Here is a 14,093-nt window from a genome sequence, read left to right as displayed (position 1 = left end):
CAGAATTCAGGTGCACCGCTCCGGCTGCCGGCGTAACCCGGTGGCATGAGCGAGACCGACCGCCCGCGCCTTCCCGGCTATGCCGAGCACCCGTTCCGCGGTGAGCAGGCGTGCCTGCTCGATGCGGCGTGGTTGCATCTCGCCGGAGACGCGCCGCGCCCGCACCGCCTGCCGCCCTTCTGGCAGCCGAGCCTCGGCGTGCGCCGCACGGTCGGACCGGACGGCACGGTGAGCGACGTCTGCCTGACCCTGTTCGGACCGGCCGGGCGGGCGCGCCTCTACGCGCCGGCGCCCGGCGCGGAGATGATCGCGATCCGCGTCCAGCCCGAGATCGCCGCCGCGCTGCTGAAGCAGCATCCGCGCGAGCATGTCGACGCGAAGACGCCCCTCGGCGCGCTGCCGGGCTTCGACGCGGTGCGTCGCCTCGCCGAGGCCGGCGCCCCGGGACCGGTGCTGGCCGGCGCGCTCGCCTCGGTCCTGCGCCAGGCGGGCGCGGAGATCGCGCCCGCGCGCGACCGCGTCAGCCACGCAGCCCGGCTGATCCGTGCCTGCAGGGGCCGGGTGCGCATCGAGCGCCTCGCCGGCCATCTCGACCTTCCCGAGCGCACGTTGCGCCGCCATTTCACCGACCGGCTCGGCCTGTCGCCGAAGGCCTATGCCGGCCTGGTGCGCCTGAACGCGCTGATCCAGGCCGCCGACCGCCAGCTCCGGCCGGACTGGGCCGGGCTCGCCCTCCGGTTCGGCTTCGCCGACCAGGCCCATATGAGCGGCGAGGTCGCGCGCCAGACCGGCCTTTCTCCCGCGCGCCTGCATGCCGAGCGCATCGGCCTGGCCGAAATCTCCAAGACCGGCGCGCCCGCCCTCTCCTAGGACTGCGAAGGTGACGCGTTCGCGCGTCCGCGCAAACCGGAGGAACGGGCATGAAGATCACGATCGCAGCCCTGGCCGTCGCTCTCGCGGCGGCGGGGGCATCCGCGCAGGAAGCCGGCCTCGGCTTCCAGGGCCGCTCCTGGGGCGCCGAGGCGCAATACACCCGGCTGGTGGAGTTCCAGGGCCGGGAGGGTCTGCAGTGGCGCGACGGGCAGCTCTGGCTCGACGCGGGCTTTCGCACCGGCGAGATCGAGTTCGATCTCGTCCTCGTCGGCGAGCCGGGCCATACCGGCATCATCTGGCACGCGGCCGGCGACGCGGACTACGAGACATTCTACCTGCGCCATCACCTCTCCGGCCAGCCGGATTCGGTGCAGTACGCGCCCTCCTTCTCCGGCAATGTCGGCTGGCAGATCTATGCCGACCGCGCCCATCAGGACCGGGTGAACCACCGCCTGCACGACTGGATGCGCGTGCGCCTGGTGATCGACGAGGACCGGGCCGACGTCTATCTCGACGGCGAGCGCGTCTTCCACATCCCCCACCTGCATCGCGACGCCGAGACCGGCCCGATCGGTTTCTGGAATCTCGCCCCCGACGATACCGCCTCGGCGATCGTCGCCAATCTCGACATCCGGCCGGGCGAGGCCGCGATCCGCGGCGAGGCCCCGCCATTGCCCGACGCGCTGGCCGCGCCGGGGCTCGTCACGCACTGGCAGGTGTCCGCGCCGTTCGCCGAAGCCGCGCTGCCGGCCGGCGATGCGCCGGCGGATTTCCTCGCCGGGCGGGACTGGACGCCGCTCGACGTCGAGCCGAACGGGATCGCCAATCTCGCCCGCGCCGCCGATGTCCGCGAGGGCGATACCGTGCTCGCCCGCCACGTCCTGACCAGCGCCGAGCCGCGGACCGTGATGGCCGAGTTCGGCTATTCCGACCGCGCCCGCGTCTATCTCAACGGCGCGCTTCTCTATGCCGGCAACAAGGGCTGGGCGACGCGCGACTACCGCTATCTCGGCACCGTGACGCGCCATCAGAGCCTGCCGCTGCGCCTGCGGGAGGGCGAGAACGAACTCGTCTTCGCGGTCTCGGAAACGTTCGGCGGCTGGGCCGTCACCGCCGCGATCGGGGAAGACTGATCCGGCTTTGTGGTTCACACGCGCGCCGGCCGGCCGCGGGCCGAGCCTGCTTGCCCGAAGGACACGCTGACATGTTCGCTCATCTCACCGCCGCCCTGCTCGCTGCCGGCCTTTCCGGTGCCCAGCCCGGGCCCGGCGCTCTGCCCGTCCAGGACCCGGCGACGCACGCCGTGCAGGACAGCCGCGCGGTCACGTCCTGGGCCGTCTCGCCCGCCTTCGACGGGCACGTGCTGGACGATGTCCACGACCTCTCCCGCCTGCCCGCTCTGCCCGCGCCGGTAGGCGAGGTGCGCGCCGGACCCGGCGGTGTCGCCGATTTCTCCGCCAGCCGGGCGATGACCGCGCGCGCCGACACCGTGCTCGCCCTCGCCAGGATCGGCCGCGACGCGCCCGGCCCGGTCATGGTCGAGATCGGGACCGGCACCCGCGCGCAGATCTTCGTCAACGACCGGCTGGTGCGCCGCATTCCGGGGGCCGGCCGCCAGACCCTGACGCTCGACCTCGCCGCCGGGCGCAACACGGTGATCCTCGCCCTGTCCGGCGCGCCGGAGGTCCGCACGGCGAGCCTGTTCCTGGCAGGGGAGAGCGGGCCGGCGAGCTGGTGAGAAGCTGCGAGCCGCCCGCCTGCGGGCTCCCTGACCGGCCCGGCCCGAAGCGAAAAAGCCCGCGCGAGATACCCCGCGCGGGCTTGCTCTTCAGGTCCGGCGCAGGCGTCACGCCCCGCCGGGCTTGGGCTCCAGCGGACCTTGCGGGCCCTTGGCGGTGCCGCGCGCGGAGTCCTCGTCCTCGTCGACCACGGGAACCGCGCCGCCGCCTTCCCTGTCGTCCGGCTTGACCGGTACCGAGGTGTCGCGCACCGGCTTCCTGCCCTTCAGGAGCTCGGCGATCTCCTCGCCCGAGAGCGTTTCGTATTCCAGCAGGCCCTCGGCAAGGGCCTCCCACTCGGCCTGCTTCTCGGTCAGGACCTCACGGGCCCTGTCGAGCCCGGCCTGGACGAGCTTGCGTACCTCGCGTTCGATCTTGGCCGCCGTCTCGGTGGACACGCGCGAGGACTGCACGATCTGCTGACCCAGGAAGACCTCGCCCTGGTCCTCGCCGTAGTCGACCGGGCCGATTTCCTCGGAGAAGCCCCACTGGGTGACCATCGCCCTTGCCAGGCGCGTGGCCTGCTTGATGTCGCTGGCGGCACCGGAGGTGACGTTCTCCTTGCCGAACTTGATCTCCTCGGCGACGCGCCCGCCCATCATGATGGCGAGCCGGCTCGTCATCTCCTGATGGGTCATGCTCATCTTGTCGCCCTCGGGCAGCTGCATGACCATGCCGAGCGCGCGTCCGCGCGGGATGATCGTCGCCTTGTGGACCGGGTCCGCGCTCGGCACGTTCAGCGCCACGATCGCGTGACCGGCCTCGTGATAGGCGGTCAGCGTCTTCTCCTTCTCGGTCATGACCATGGAGCGGCGCTCCGGTCCCATCATGACCTTGTCCTTGGCGTCCTCGAACTCGGCCATGGAGACCAGGCGCTTGTTGCGCCGCGCCGCCATCAGGGCCGCCTCGTTGACGAGATTGGCGAGATCGGCGCCGGAAAAGCCCGGCGTGCCACGCGCGATCGTCTTGGGATTGACGTCGTCGGCCAGCGGCACGTCGCGCATGTGCACCTTCAGGATCTTCTCCCGGCCGGTGATGTCCGGATTGGGCACCACGACCTGGCGGTCGAAGCGGCCCGGGCGCAGCAGCGCCGGATCGAGCACGTCGGGACGGTTGGTCGCGGCGATGAGGATGATGCCCTCGTTGGCCTCGAACCCGTCCATCTCGACGAGGAGCTGGTTCAGCGTCTGCTCGCGCTCGTCGTTTCCGCCGCCGAGGCCCGCGCCGCGCGAGCGGCCGACAGCGTCGATCTCGTCGATGAAGATGATGCAGGGCGCGTTCTTCTTGGCCTGCTCGAACATGTCGCGCACGCGGCTCGCGCCGACGCCGACGAACATCTCCACGAAGTCCGAGCCGGAGATGGTGAAGAAGGGCACGCCGGCCTCGCCCGCCACGGCGCGCGCGATCAGCGTCTTGCCCGTGCCCGGAGGACCCACGAGCAGCGCGCCCTTGGGAATCTTGCCGCCCAGGCGCTGGAATTTGGAGGGATCCTTCAGGAATTCGACGATCTCCTGCAGCTCCTCCTTCGCCTCGTCGACGCCCGCGACGTCGTCGAAGGTGACCCGGCCGGTCTTCTCGGTGAGGAGCTTCGCCTTTGACTTGCCGAAGCCCATGGCGCCGCGCCCGCCGGACTGCATCTGGCGCATGAAGAAGATCCACACCCCGATCAGCAGGAGCATCGGGAACCAGGACAAGAGGATGGACAGGAAGTTCAGCCCCTCCTCCTGCGGCGCGCGCGCGGTGATCTGGACGTCGTTGGCGCGCAGCTGCTCGGTCACGCTCGCATCGGGGGGAACCTGGGTGACGAAGGCCTGGCCGCTCTCGAGCTGGCCGGAAATGCGCTGGCCCTCGATCGTGACCGCGTCCACCTGGCCCGCCTCGACCCGCTCCATGAAGTCGGAATAGTTCATCTCCTGGCCGGCCGCCGGCTGCTGGGCCGGGCCCTGAAGCATGTTGAACAGGGCCAGCAGCAGCACGAGCAGGATCGCCCAGACCAGGATATTGCGCATGTTCATCGTGTGGTCCTTTTCGCGCCCGGGACTCTGCACCCGGCCGTCGTCGCTTGTCTGACACCCGATATTGGGCGTTTCATGGCCCTTCGCCAGTGGCGGGCGAACATTCGCCGCAGGTCAGACTTCATCAAACCATGTCCCCGCGCCGAAGGGAAACGCGAGATGAAGCAGGCGTGCCCCGGTCAGCAGGGTGAATGTCCCGTATCGGGCCGCGCCGGGGGCGAACGCTGCAAGGCGCTCGCCGCTTGCCGTCTCGATGACCGGCACGCCGGGGCGGAACGCGGCAGGCACCGCCTCGAGCCCGTCGGCGGGCCGGCTCCCCGCGACCGCGACCACCAGGCCATCCTGCGCGGCCGCATCGAGGCGCCCGTCGAATACCCCGGCCTCTCCCGGCGCCAGGACGAGCGGCGCAGCGCCCGGCGTGCCGTCGGCGCGCCCCGCCGCGGCAGGATCGCGCCCGAGCCGGCCGCCTTCGTCGATGAGCACGCCGGCCACCGTGCGCCGCTGCGACCGGGCGAGCGCGGCAAGGGCGGCTTCGACCCGGCCCGGGCCGGGCAGGCCCGGTGCGCCGGAGACGGACAGCAGGGCGAATTCCATCGCGCGCGACTGCACGACCGGGGCTGAAGCGGCCCAGGCGTCAGCGTCGAGGGCGAGGCCGCCCCAGGCCAGCCGGCTTGCCGCCCGGTCCAGCAGCCCGGCCGCGGCCTCGATCACCCGGGACTCGAATCCGCGCGCGGCATCGCCGAGCCGCAAGAGCCGGGTCGCGAAGCGCGGGTCCTCACCCAGGCCGGAGGTCCGCAGGCGGACGCGCTCGTAGCGCGGATCGGCATTGGAGGGATCCTCGACCCAGTCCGCGCCACGCGCCTCGAGGAAGTCGCGCAGGTCCTCGCGCGTGGTGTGGAGCAGCGGCCGGGCGAGGCGCAGGCCCCGGCCCTGCGGCCAGACCGGCGAGGGATCGAGCTCGCCCATCGCGGCGAGGCCGCGCCCGCCCCCGGCGCGCGCGAGGCGCATGGCGAGCGTCTCGATCCGGTCTTCCCGGGTATGGCCGAGGAACAGCGTCCGCGCCCCGGTCCCGCGGGCCGCCTCCGCGAGCAGGCGGTGCCGGGCGAGACGGGCCTGGGCCTGCGTCGCGTGCGGATCGGTCCAGGCGAGGACGCGCGCCGCAGCGCCGAGCGAGCGCGCGGCGTGGGCGGCCGTTTCCGCCTCGGCGGCGCTGTCCGCCCGCAGCCGGTGATCGACGACGAGGGCGTGCAGGGGGCGAGCCTCGGCGCGCGCGAGATCGGCGAGGATGTGCAGAAGCGCGGTGGAATCCCCCCCGCCCGACAGGGCGAGCACGAGAGGGCCCTGCGGGCAGAGCGCGCGGCAGCGCGCGAGGAGGGCTGGGAGATCGAGGCTCAGCAGCCGGCCCGGGCCGCCTCGCGGCGGGCCTTGCGGCGCGCCTCGTCGTCGGCGTTCGGGAACTCGGCGTCGAAGTTTTCGAGCACGCCGCAAGCTTCCGCGACCTGGTCCATCGCGGCGAGCGAGGCCGCCAGGCGCACCAGCGCATCGGGCGCGCGCGGGCCGGAACGCTCGGCGCGCAGCGAGGCGAGATAGGAATCGGCCGCGCTCTGGAAATCGCCCTGCACGAAATGCGTCTCGCCGAGCCAGTACCAGGCCTGGCCGGCCAGATCGTCGCCGGGATAGGCCTGCGTGAAGCGCGCGAAGAGTTCCTGCGCCCCGCCGTAATCGCCGTCGAGCAGCAGGTTGCGGCCGGTGGTGAACATCTCGGCCGGCTCGGGCAGCGGCGCCGGAGACGGCTCGGCAAGGTCGCGGGCGCCCGTGTCGCGGCCCGTCCCGGCGGCTCGGTCGCCGGTCGCGGCGTTGCCCGGCAGAGTCAGCGGCCGGGTTGCCTCGGCACGCACCTCGGCGAAGGGGTCGTTGGGATCGACCACGGCGACATCGTCGTCCGCGCCCGGCTCGCCGGTTTCCGGCTCCAGAAGGGCCGGACCGCTGTCGGAGGGGACCGCGCCGCCCGCGAGAATCGCATCGAGATCGCCACCGAGGGCTTCGAGTTCCTGGCGCAGCTGGCGGTTCTGGAAGGCGAGACGCTCGACCTCACCGGTCAGCACGCGCTGCTCGCGCTCCAGGGCGTCGACGCGCACCATCAGCTGCTCGGCCACCGGATCGCCCGCCAGGAAGCGCTCCTCCATCTCGGCCAGGCGCGCCTCCAGCGCGTCGATGCGCTCGGACATCTCGCGGCGCGACTGGGCGCCCGCAGGTGCGGCGAGGCTGAGGCCGGCCGCGAGAAGCAGGAGAAGGGCGGCGAAGCGGAACATGGAGCGGACCCTGGTCTGAACTGGAATGATCGCCGTGAAGCGGATGCAAGCCTCAGGCCTTACGCCGGGGCGAGGGCGAAATTTAGGCGGCGCGGGCCTGGCGTATCAACACCTTGCCCTGCAGGTCGGCACGACAGCGCCCGCCGGATCGCTCCGGCGGGCGCAATCATCGTCACATCGGCTCGGGCGATGGCGCTCTTACGAGGCCATGCCGGCCTGGATGACCGTCGTGGCGTTCCGGTTCAGGGCCCAGCACGACTCGGTCGACTCGCGGCACACCGGACGCTCCTTGCCGTAGGACACGGTGGAGATGCGGGCCGCATCGACGCCCTGGCTGATCAGGTAGTCGCGGGCGGCGTTCGCACGGCGCGAGCCGAGCGCGAGGTTGTACTCGCGCGTGCCGCGCTCGTCGGCATTGCCGGCGATCAGGACGCGGACGTCCGGATACTGGGAGAGCCAGGCCGCCTGGCGGCGGAGCGTTTCGCGCGCTTCGGCGGTCAGGTCATAGCGGTCGAAGCCGAAGAAGACGCGGTCGCCCGCGGTCGCTTCGAAGTGCTCGGCGGTGCCGGGGGTCGGGCCGGGATCGACCGGCTCGACATATTCCTCGCGCGGCTCCGGCTCGGGATCGGGCCGGATTTCCGGTTCGGGCTGGCTGGCGCAGGCGGTCAGCGCGAGGCCGAGCGCCGCTGCCGCGGCGTAATAAGCGAATTTCATGGCGGCGAAGTCCCTCTAAACTGCCCCGGCGGATCTTCCCGCGGGGACGCGCGTCTATACCCCACTCCGCGCGCCTTAGCGAGAGCTTTTAGCGCGCTTACTCGACAGGAGCCTAACCCCGAAAACGTCAGTCGATCAAGGGCGACCAGGCCGGGTCGGATGACTGGCCCTGGATCGGCATACGCCTCAGGTTGATTCCGGCCAGGTCGATGCTCCAGATCGAATACTGCGTTCCGCCCGGCGCGCGCTCGCCGCGGGTGAACAAGATCACCCGCCCGTTCGGCGACCAGGTCGGGGTGTCGACGAAATAGCCCTCCCACAGGATGCGCTCCTCGCCCGAGCCGTCCGCGCGCACCACGCCGAGCGCGAACAGGCCGCCATGCTGCTTGGTGAAGGCGATCAGATCGCCGCGCGGCGACCAGACCGGCGTGAAGTAGCGCCCTTCCCCGAAGGTGATGCGCGTCGGGTCGCTGCCGTCCGCATTCATCACGTAGAGCTGCGAATTGCCGCCCCTGGAGGAGGAGAACACGATGCGCTCGCCGTCCGGTGAGTAGGACGGCTCGACATCGTCGGCGGGATGCGTCGTCAGCTGGCGCAGCGTGCGCATCCTGAGATCGAAGCGGAAGATGTCGTGCCCGCCGCGGCGCTGGGCCGAGACGGCGAGTTCGCGCCCGTTGGGATGGAAGCGCGCGGACAGCGACTGCCCGCCCTCGGCGAGCGAGGGCCCGGCATCGAACAGGGCTTCCTGGCGGCCGGTCTCCAGATCGTAGAGATAGGTCGTCGCCTGGCCGTCGCGGAAGGAGACATAGGTGATCTGCTGCGCGCTCGGCGAGAAGTTCGGCAGGAGCGCCATGTAGGAGCGGTCGGTCAGGGAGGAGGGGTTGGCCCCGTCCTGGTCCATGATCGCCAGGCGGCGGATCGGCTCGCCGTCCGGCCCCGTGCCCTCGGCGACATAGACGATGCGGGTGTCGAAATAGCCCTCCTCGCCGGTCAACTCCTCGTAGACCGCGTCGGCGACCTTGTGCGCCACCCGGCGCCAGTTCTCCGGCACGGAGACGAACTGCAGGCCGAGAAGCTGGGTCTCGGTGACCGTGTCCCAGAGCCGGAAGGCGACCAGAAGCCGCCCGTCCTCGGCGATCGTCACGCGGCCGACCAGCAGCGCCTTGGCATTGATCACCCGCCAGTCGGCGAAGCGGGGCCTGAGATCGATGTCGCCGATCTCCTCGATGAAGGCCTCCGGATCGAGCGGCGCGAACAGGCCGGTGCTCTCCAGATCGTTCGTCACCACCCGCGCGATGTCGGCCCCGGCCTCGAGCGCGGCGGCCTCCTCGCCGACGAACTCGACGATGGCGATCGGCAGCGGATCGAGATGGCCCTCGGTCACGTCGACGCGCAGCGGGGTCTGCGCCGCCGCGCCGGCGGCGAGGAAAAGAAGGCCGAGCAGGGAGGCGAAGGCGTATCTCACGGCGGTCATGACAGGCTCCGGTGTCCTCGGGTTCGCGTTCTTCGTATCATCTTTGCGGGTCAACATTGACCTCAAGAAGGCGCCATTGCTGATAGGCCTCGGCCGGCATGCGGTAGGGCGCGCAGTCGATGACGGCGCGAAGGGCCCGCTGGCCCGCGACTCGCAGATAGGGATTGGTCGAGCCCATCACGCGCGCCTCCTGCACCAGGCGCGGCGGGCCGGCGAGCGTGCCGTCGCGATTGAGGCGCACCTCCACCAGCACGGCGAGATCCATGTCGGCCGGCGCGTCGGCCGAGCTCCTCAGGCAGCGCGCGATCTGGGAGGCCATCATGTCCGACAGCGTCGCCGTCATCGCCGTGCCCGCTCCGGCGCCCTGGCGGGTCTCGCCGGCATCGGCCTGGCCGCGCGGCGCGGAGGTCTCGCGCGCCCGGTCGACGAGGCTGCTCAGCCGGTCGAGATCGAGGCCTTCCTCGCGACGGGGCTCGGACCGGGGCTCGGGCCGGCGCGGTTCCGGCTCAGGCTCGGGTTCGGGTTCCTCGACGGCGGGTTCGGCTTCCGGCTGCGTCTCGGGTTCCGGTTCGGGCTCGGGCTCGGGCGGGATGATCTCCGGCTCGGGCTCGGGCGCGGTCTCTTCGGGGACGATCTCTTCCTCGACCGTTTCCGGTTCCGGCACGGGCTCCGCCTCGGGCTCCTCCTCGACCGGCTCGGGCTCCGGGCGGGCGGCGCGCACATTGGTCTCGGGCGCGAGCGTGACGAGGTCGACCGGCACGATGCGCGTGCGCTCGAGGGCAGAGAAGGCCTGGGGAAAATAGATGAACGCCGACGCCGCCAGCCCGACATGCAGGCCGATGGAAACGATGACGGCGAAAAGCGATCGCATCAGGCGTCTGCCTTTACCTACTCGCGCTCCGGATCGGTGACGAGGCCCAGATTGCCGTAGCCGGCCGCCGAGACCCGCGCGAGCACGCGCATGACGTCACCGTATTCGGCCCCCTCGTCGGCGCGGATATAGACGCGCGCCTGCGATCCGGTTCCCGAGATCGCCCTGAGGCGCGGGATGAGTTCCTCGAAGCTCACCTGCGTCTCCTGCAGGAACAGCGTGCCGTCGGCCTGGACGGTCAGGGTCAGCGGCTCCTCCGAGGTGGTCATCGCGCGCGCCTCGGTGTCGGGCAGGTCGACCTCGACGCCCACGGTCAGCAGCGGCGCGGTCACCATGAACACGATGAGCAGCACCAGCATCACGTCGACGAACGGGGTGACGTTGATCTCCGCCTTCGGCTTCCAGGCCCGGCGCCCGCCGCTGCTGCGGCCCATGTCGAGATTGCCGGCCATGGGGCTCAGCCCTCCTTGCTGGCGAGGGCGGACAGGTCGTCGACGAAGCCTTCCAGGCGCGCGGCGTACTTCGACAGGTTCGAGGACAGCGCGTTGAAGAACATCACCGCCGGAATCGCGGCCAGCAGGCCGAGCGCGGTGGCGAACAGGGCCTCGGCGATGCCCGGCGCGACGACGGCGAGATTGGTGTCCTGGCTCGCGGCGATGGCGCGGAAGGAGTTCATGATCCCCCAGACCGTTCCGAACAGCCCGACGAAGGGCGCGGTCGAACCGATGATGGCCAGGATCCCCAGCCCGCTTTCCAGCTTGGTCAGCTCCCGGTTGGCTTCCGCGCCGGCGGACTTGGCCACGGCATAGCCGTCCCAGTCGCGCATCGCGGCGGCGAGGACGCGGCCGAACGGATCCTTGGGATCGCGCCCGTAGCGCTTTTCCAGCTCTTCCAGCTTGGACCCGCTCCAGAACTCGTTCTCGAAATGACGCGCGCGGGCGTGAACGCCGCGGAGCTGCATCGCCTTCTCGATCGCGATCGCCCAGGACCAGACCGACATGAAGGCGAGGATCGCCATCACCGTCTTCACCACGATGTCGGCGCGCATGAACAGATACACGATCGAGAGATCGTGGGCCGGTGCGGCCAGATCGACGGCTACGCTTTCCATGATGGTCTCGCTTCTCCCCTCGCGGCCCGGATATGAGCCTGTCGCAGAGCATGGTGAATAAAGGTTTGCGCCAGCAGCGCCAAGGCTGGGGCCCATGCAAGCGGCTTGCCGTTCGATTGCGGCGATTTGAAGGATCGCACTGTGGCGTCAGGGTCACGCGGCGGCGATCCTTTCCCGCGCGGAAACGGATTTGTGAAGGCGCGCCGGTGGAACCGGCCGGCGGGCAGACCTACTTGCCCCGGTGCGGCAGCCCGCCGCATGCGAACGGACGCACATTCGATTTTTCGGGGAGACTCCTCATGAAGACCGCCTTCGCCGCCGCCTCGCTCGCCGCCCTGCTGACCGCGCCGATGACGGTCGCGGACGCGTTCGCCGAGCCGGCCGAGTACGAGTTCGACAAGAACCACACCACCATCCGCGCGAGCTGGGTCCATCTCGGCTTCTCGCGCCAGGCCCTTCACTTCACCGATTACGAGGGCGTGCTGCTGCTCGACTTCGAGGAGCCGGAGAACTCCACGGTGGACGTCACCTTCACCCTGCCCGAGGGGCTGTGGGCCGGCGCGAACCAGGAACGCTTCATCGCGCACCTGAACTCGGACGATTTCTTCCTCACCGCCGAATATCCCCAGGCGCGCTTCGTGGCGACCGCGTTCGAGACCGAGGACGGCCAGACCGGCACGATGACCGGCGATCTCACCATTCGCGGCATCACGAACCCGGTGACGCTCGAGGTCGAGCTGAACAAGCGTGCCCCCCATCCCTTCAGCGAAGTGCCCACCGCCGGCTTCTCCGCGCGCGGAACGGTGCTGCGCTCGGACTGGAACATGGGCTACGCCGCCCCGGCGGTCTCCGACGAGGTGGAGATCTACATCGAGACCGAGCTGAGCCTCGTTACCGACGAGGACGGGGCCGAAGGCGCCGACGAGTAGGCCGCACGCCATCGCTGGCGTTCCGAGCCGGGCCGGTCCGCAATGCGGGCCGGCCGCGCTCACCCGTCGCGCACGCGCCGAGTTCCCGAGCCAGGCTCGACCCCTTGTCCGAGAGGCAGTGAACGGCGTTCATGCGACCGCCTGCCGCGCGTTGACTTCTGAGGTGGGCGCGGGCAGGTTCCGCGCCTATTCTCACGCATGTCCTGTCAGAGCGCGGCGGGATCGCGGTATCGCTCCGCCTTCCCCCCGCCAGAGTCGAAACCGGAGCCGTCGATGAAAATCCTCGTCCCCGTCAAACGGGTGGTCGACTACAATGTTAAGGTCCGGGTCAAGCCGGATCAGAGCGGGGTGGATCTCGCCAACGTCAAGATGAGCATGAACCCCTTCTGCGAGATCGCCGTGGAAGAGGCGATCCGGATGAAGGAGAAGGGCGCCGCCGAGGAGATCGTCGTGGTCTCGATCGGTCCGGCCCAGGCCCAGGAGACGATCCGCACCGCGCTCGCCATGGGCGCCGATCGCGGCATCCTCATCCAGACCGACCAGACCGTCGAGCCGCTGGGCGTCGCCAAGCTGCTGGCCAAGGTCGTCGGCGAGGAGAATCCGAATCTCGTCATGATGGGCAAGCAGGCCATCGACGACGATTCCAACGCCACCGGCCAGATGCTGGCCGCGCTGCTGGGCTGGCCGCAGGGCACGTTCGCCTCCGAGGTCGTCGCCGAGAACGGCGAGCTGAGGGTCACCCGCGAGATCGACGGCGGCCTGCAGACCGTGGCGATCGCGACCCCGGCCGTGGTCACCGCCGACCTGCGCCTGAACGAGCCGCGCTACGCCTCCCTGCCCAACATCATGAAGGCCAAGAGGAAGCCGATCGACGTCAAGAGCCCGGACGATTACGGCGTCGACATCGCGCCGCGCCTGCAGGTGGTCAAGGTCACCGAGCCGCCCAAGCGCAAGGGCGGGGTGAAGGTGGAATCCGTCGCCGAACTCGTCGACAAGCTGAAGAACGAAGCGGGGGTGATCTGACATGTCCGTACTGGTTATCGCCGAACATGCGGGCGGTGAGCTCAACGAGGCCACCCGCGCCGCCGTCACCGCCGCGAAGAAGATCGGCGGGGACATCCATGTCCTCGTCGCTGGCGAGAACGCCGCCAGGGTCGCCGAGGCCGCCGGCAGGATCGACGGGGTGAAGAAGGTCCTCACCGCCGAGGGCGAGGCCCTGGAGAAGAAGCTCGCCGAGGCCGTCGAGCCGCTCGTGCTGAAGATCGCCGACGGCTATGACGCGATCCTCGCGCCGGCCACGACGGCGGGGAAGAACTTCATGCCCCGCATCGCGGCAAAGCTCGACGTGATGCAGATCTCCGACATCACCAGCGTGGAGAGCGCGGACACCTTCGTGCGCCCGATCTATGCCGGCAACGCGATGATGACGGTGAAGTCGTCGGACGCGAAGAAGGTGCTCACCATCCGCCCGACCACGTTCGAGAAGGCGGGCGACCAGGACAGCGCCGCGCCGGTGGAATCGCTCGACGCGCCCGAACAGTCGGCCAAGTCGCGCTATGTCTCCGAGGAGCTGTCGAAGTCCGACCGCCCCGAACTCTCCGCCGCCAAGATCGTCATCTCCGGCGGGCGCGGCATGGGCTCGGGCGAGAATTTCGCGATCCTGGAGAAGGTCGCCGACAAGCTCAACGCCGCCGTCGGCGCCTCGCGCGCGGCGGTGGATGCCGGCTACGTCCCGAACGACTACCAGGTCGGCCAGACCGGCAAGGTCGTCGCCCCGGAGCTCTACATCGCGGTCGGCATTTCCGGCGCGATCCAGCACCTGGCGGGCATGAAGGACTCCAAGGTGATCGTCGCGATCAACAAGGACGAGGAGGCCCCGATCTTCCAGGTGGCCGATTACGGCCTCGTCGCCGACCTTTTCCAGGCGGTGCCGGAGCTGGAGAAGGAGCTCGAGAAGCACGGCTACTAGGGCCGGGCGCTTCTCGCCGAAACGACAAACCCCGGACGCCCGCGTCC

The 14,093-nt window shown here is 70.3% G+C and carries 14 protein-coding genes; 6 read left to right on the top strand and 8 right to left on the bottom strand.

All coding sequences use genetic code 11. The annotated features are described in order from the left end of the window. Positions 1 to 45 precede the first annotated feature (45 nt). The 3 genes from JW792_RS15190 to JW792_RS15180 all read left to right on the top strand — a co-directional run bounded on the left by JW792_RS15190 (position 46) and on the right by JW792_RS15180 (position 2,611). On the top strand, positions 46 to 870 hold the full coding sequence (locus JW792_RS15190) for a helix-turn-helix domain-containing protein (RefSeq protein WP_135994957.1): 825 nt from the start codon (positions 46 to 48) through the stop codon (positions 868 to 870). Between the two features lie 50 nt (positions 871 to 920). Next, a complete protein-coding gene (locus tag JW792_RS15185; protein WP_135994958.1) occupies positions 921 to 2,006 on the top strand; it encodes a hypothetical protein in 1,086 nt (361 codons plus the stop codon). 71 nt (positions 2,007 to 2,077) lie between these two features. Then, on the top strand, positions 2,078 to 2,611 hold the full coding sequence (locus JW792_RS15180; protein ID WP_135994959.1) for a hypothetical protein: 534 nt from the start codon (positions 2,078 to 2,080) through the stop codon (positions 2,609 to 2,611). 108 nt (positions 2,612 to 2,719) lie between these two features. Here the strand turns inward: JW792_RS15180 and ftsH are convergent, their stop codons facing one another. The 8 genes from ftsH to JW792_RS15140 form a co-directional block, all read right to left on the bottom strand. Then, entirely contained in the window at positions 2,720 to 4,666 is a 1,947-nt protein-coding gene (gene ftsH / locus JW792_RS15175) for an ATP-dependent zinc metalloprotease FtsH (RefSeq protein ID WP_135994960.1), read from the bottom strand. A 114-nt stretch (positions 4,667 to 4,780) separates the two neighbouring features. Next, complete coding sequence (gene tilS / locus JW792_RS15170; protein WP_158291547.1) at positions 4,781 to 5,998, bottom strand: tRNA lysidine(34) synthetase TilS; 1,218 nt, start codon at positions 5,996 to 5,998, stop codon at positions 4,781 to 4,783. 59 nt (positions 5,999 to 6,057) lie between these two features. Next, positions 6,058 to 6,978, bottom strand: a complete 921-nt coding sequence (ybgF, locus tag JW792_RS15165) for a tol-pal system protein YbgF (protein WP_135994962.1) — start codon at positions 6,976 to 6,978, stop codon at positions 6,058 to 6,060. A 198-nt stretch (positions 6,979 to 7,176) separates the two neighbouring features. Continuing rightward, entirely contained in the window at positions 7,177 to 7,692 is a 516-nt protein-coding gene (pal, locus tag JW792_RS15160) for a peptidoglycan-associated lipoprotein Pal (RefSeq protein WP_135994963.1), read from the bottom strand. A 127-nt stretch (positions 7,693 to 7,819) separates the two neighbouring features. Next, positions 7,820 to 9,166 carry a Tol-Pal system beta propeller repeat protein TolB gene (tolB, locus tag JW792_RS15155; protein ID WP_135994964.1) on the bottom strand — a complete coding sequence of 449 codons (1,347 nt, stop codon included), beginning with the start codon at positions 9,164 to 9,166 and terminating at the stop codon, positions 7,820 to 7,822. A 37-nt stretch (positions 9,167 to 9,203) separates the two neighbouring features. Next, positions 9,204 to 10,037 (bottom strand): hypothetical protein, encoded by an 834-nt coding sequence (locus tag JW792_RS15150; protein WP_158291548.1) that lies wholly within the window; start codon positions 10,035 to 10,037, stop codon positions 9,204 to 9,206. Positions 10,038 to 10,054: 17 nt separating this feature from the next. Next, positions 10,055 to 10,489, bottom strand: coding sequence for an ExbD/TolR family protein (locus tag JW792_RS15145; protein ID WP_135994966.1), 435 nt, complete (start codon positions 10,487 to 10,489; stop codon positions 10,055 to 10,057). Between the two features lie 5 nt (positions 10,490 to 10,494). Next, positions 10,495 to 11,148 carry a MotA/TolQ/ExbB proton channel family protein gene (locus JW792_RS15140; protein ID WP_135994967.1) on the bottom strand — a complete coding sequence of 218 codons (654 nt, stop codon included), beginning with the start codon at positions 11,146 to 11,148 and terminating at the stop codon, positions 10,495 to 10,497. Between the two features lie 299 nt (positions 11,149 to 11,447). Here JW792_RS15140 and JW792_RS15135 point away from each other — a divergent pair, with 299 nt between their 5' ends. From JW792_RS15135 to JW792_RS15125, 3 genes are all read left to right on the top strand, one after another. Next, positions 11,448 to 12,077 (top strand): YceI family protein, encoded by a 630-nt coding sequence (locus JW792_RS15135; protein ID WP_135994968.1) that lies wholly within the window; start codon positions 11,448 to 11,450, stop codon positions 12,075 to 12,077. Positions 12,078 to 12,350: 273 nt separating this feature from the next. Next, positions 12,351 to 13,100, top strand: coding sequence for an electron transfer flavoprotein subunit beta/FixA family protein (locus JW792_RS15130; protein WP_135994969.1), 750 nt, complete (start codon positions 12,351 to 12,353; stop codon positions 13,098 to 13,100). A gap of 1 nt (position 13,101) precedes the next feature. Then, complete coding sequence (locus JW792_RS15125) at positions 13,102 to 14,046, top strand: electron transfer flavoprotein subunit alpha/FixB family protein (RefSeq protein ID WP_135994970.1); 945 nt, start codon at positions 13,102 to 13,104, stop codon at positions 14,044 to 14,046. The last annotated feature ends 47 nt before the right edge of the window (positions 14,047 to 14,093 follow it).

The organism is Marinicauda algicola, assembly GCF_017161425.1.
GTDB lineage: Bacteria > Pseudomonadota > Alphaproteobacteria > Caulobacterales > Maricaulaceae > Marinicauda > Marinicauda algicola.
The sequence above is the reverse complement of the archived record's forward strand: the minus strand, read 5'-3'. Positions and strand labels throughout refer to the sequence as shown.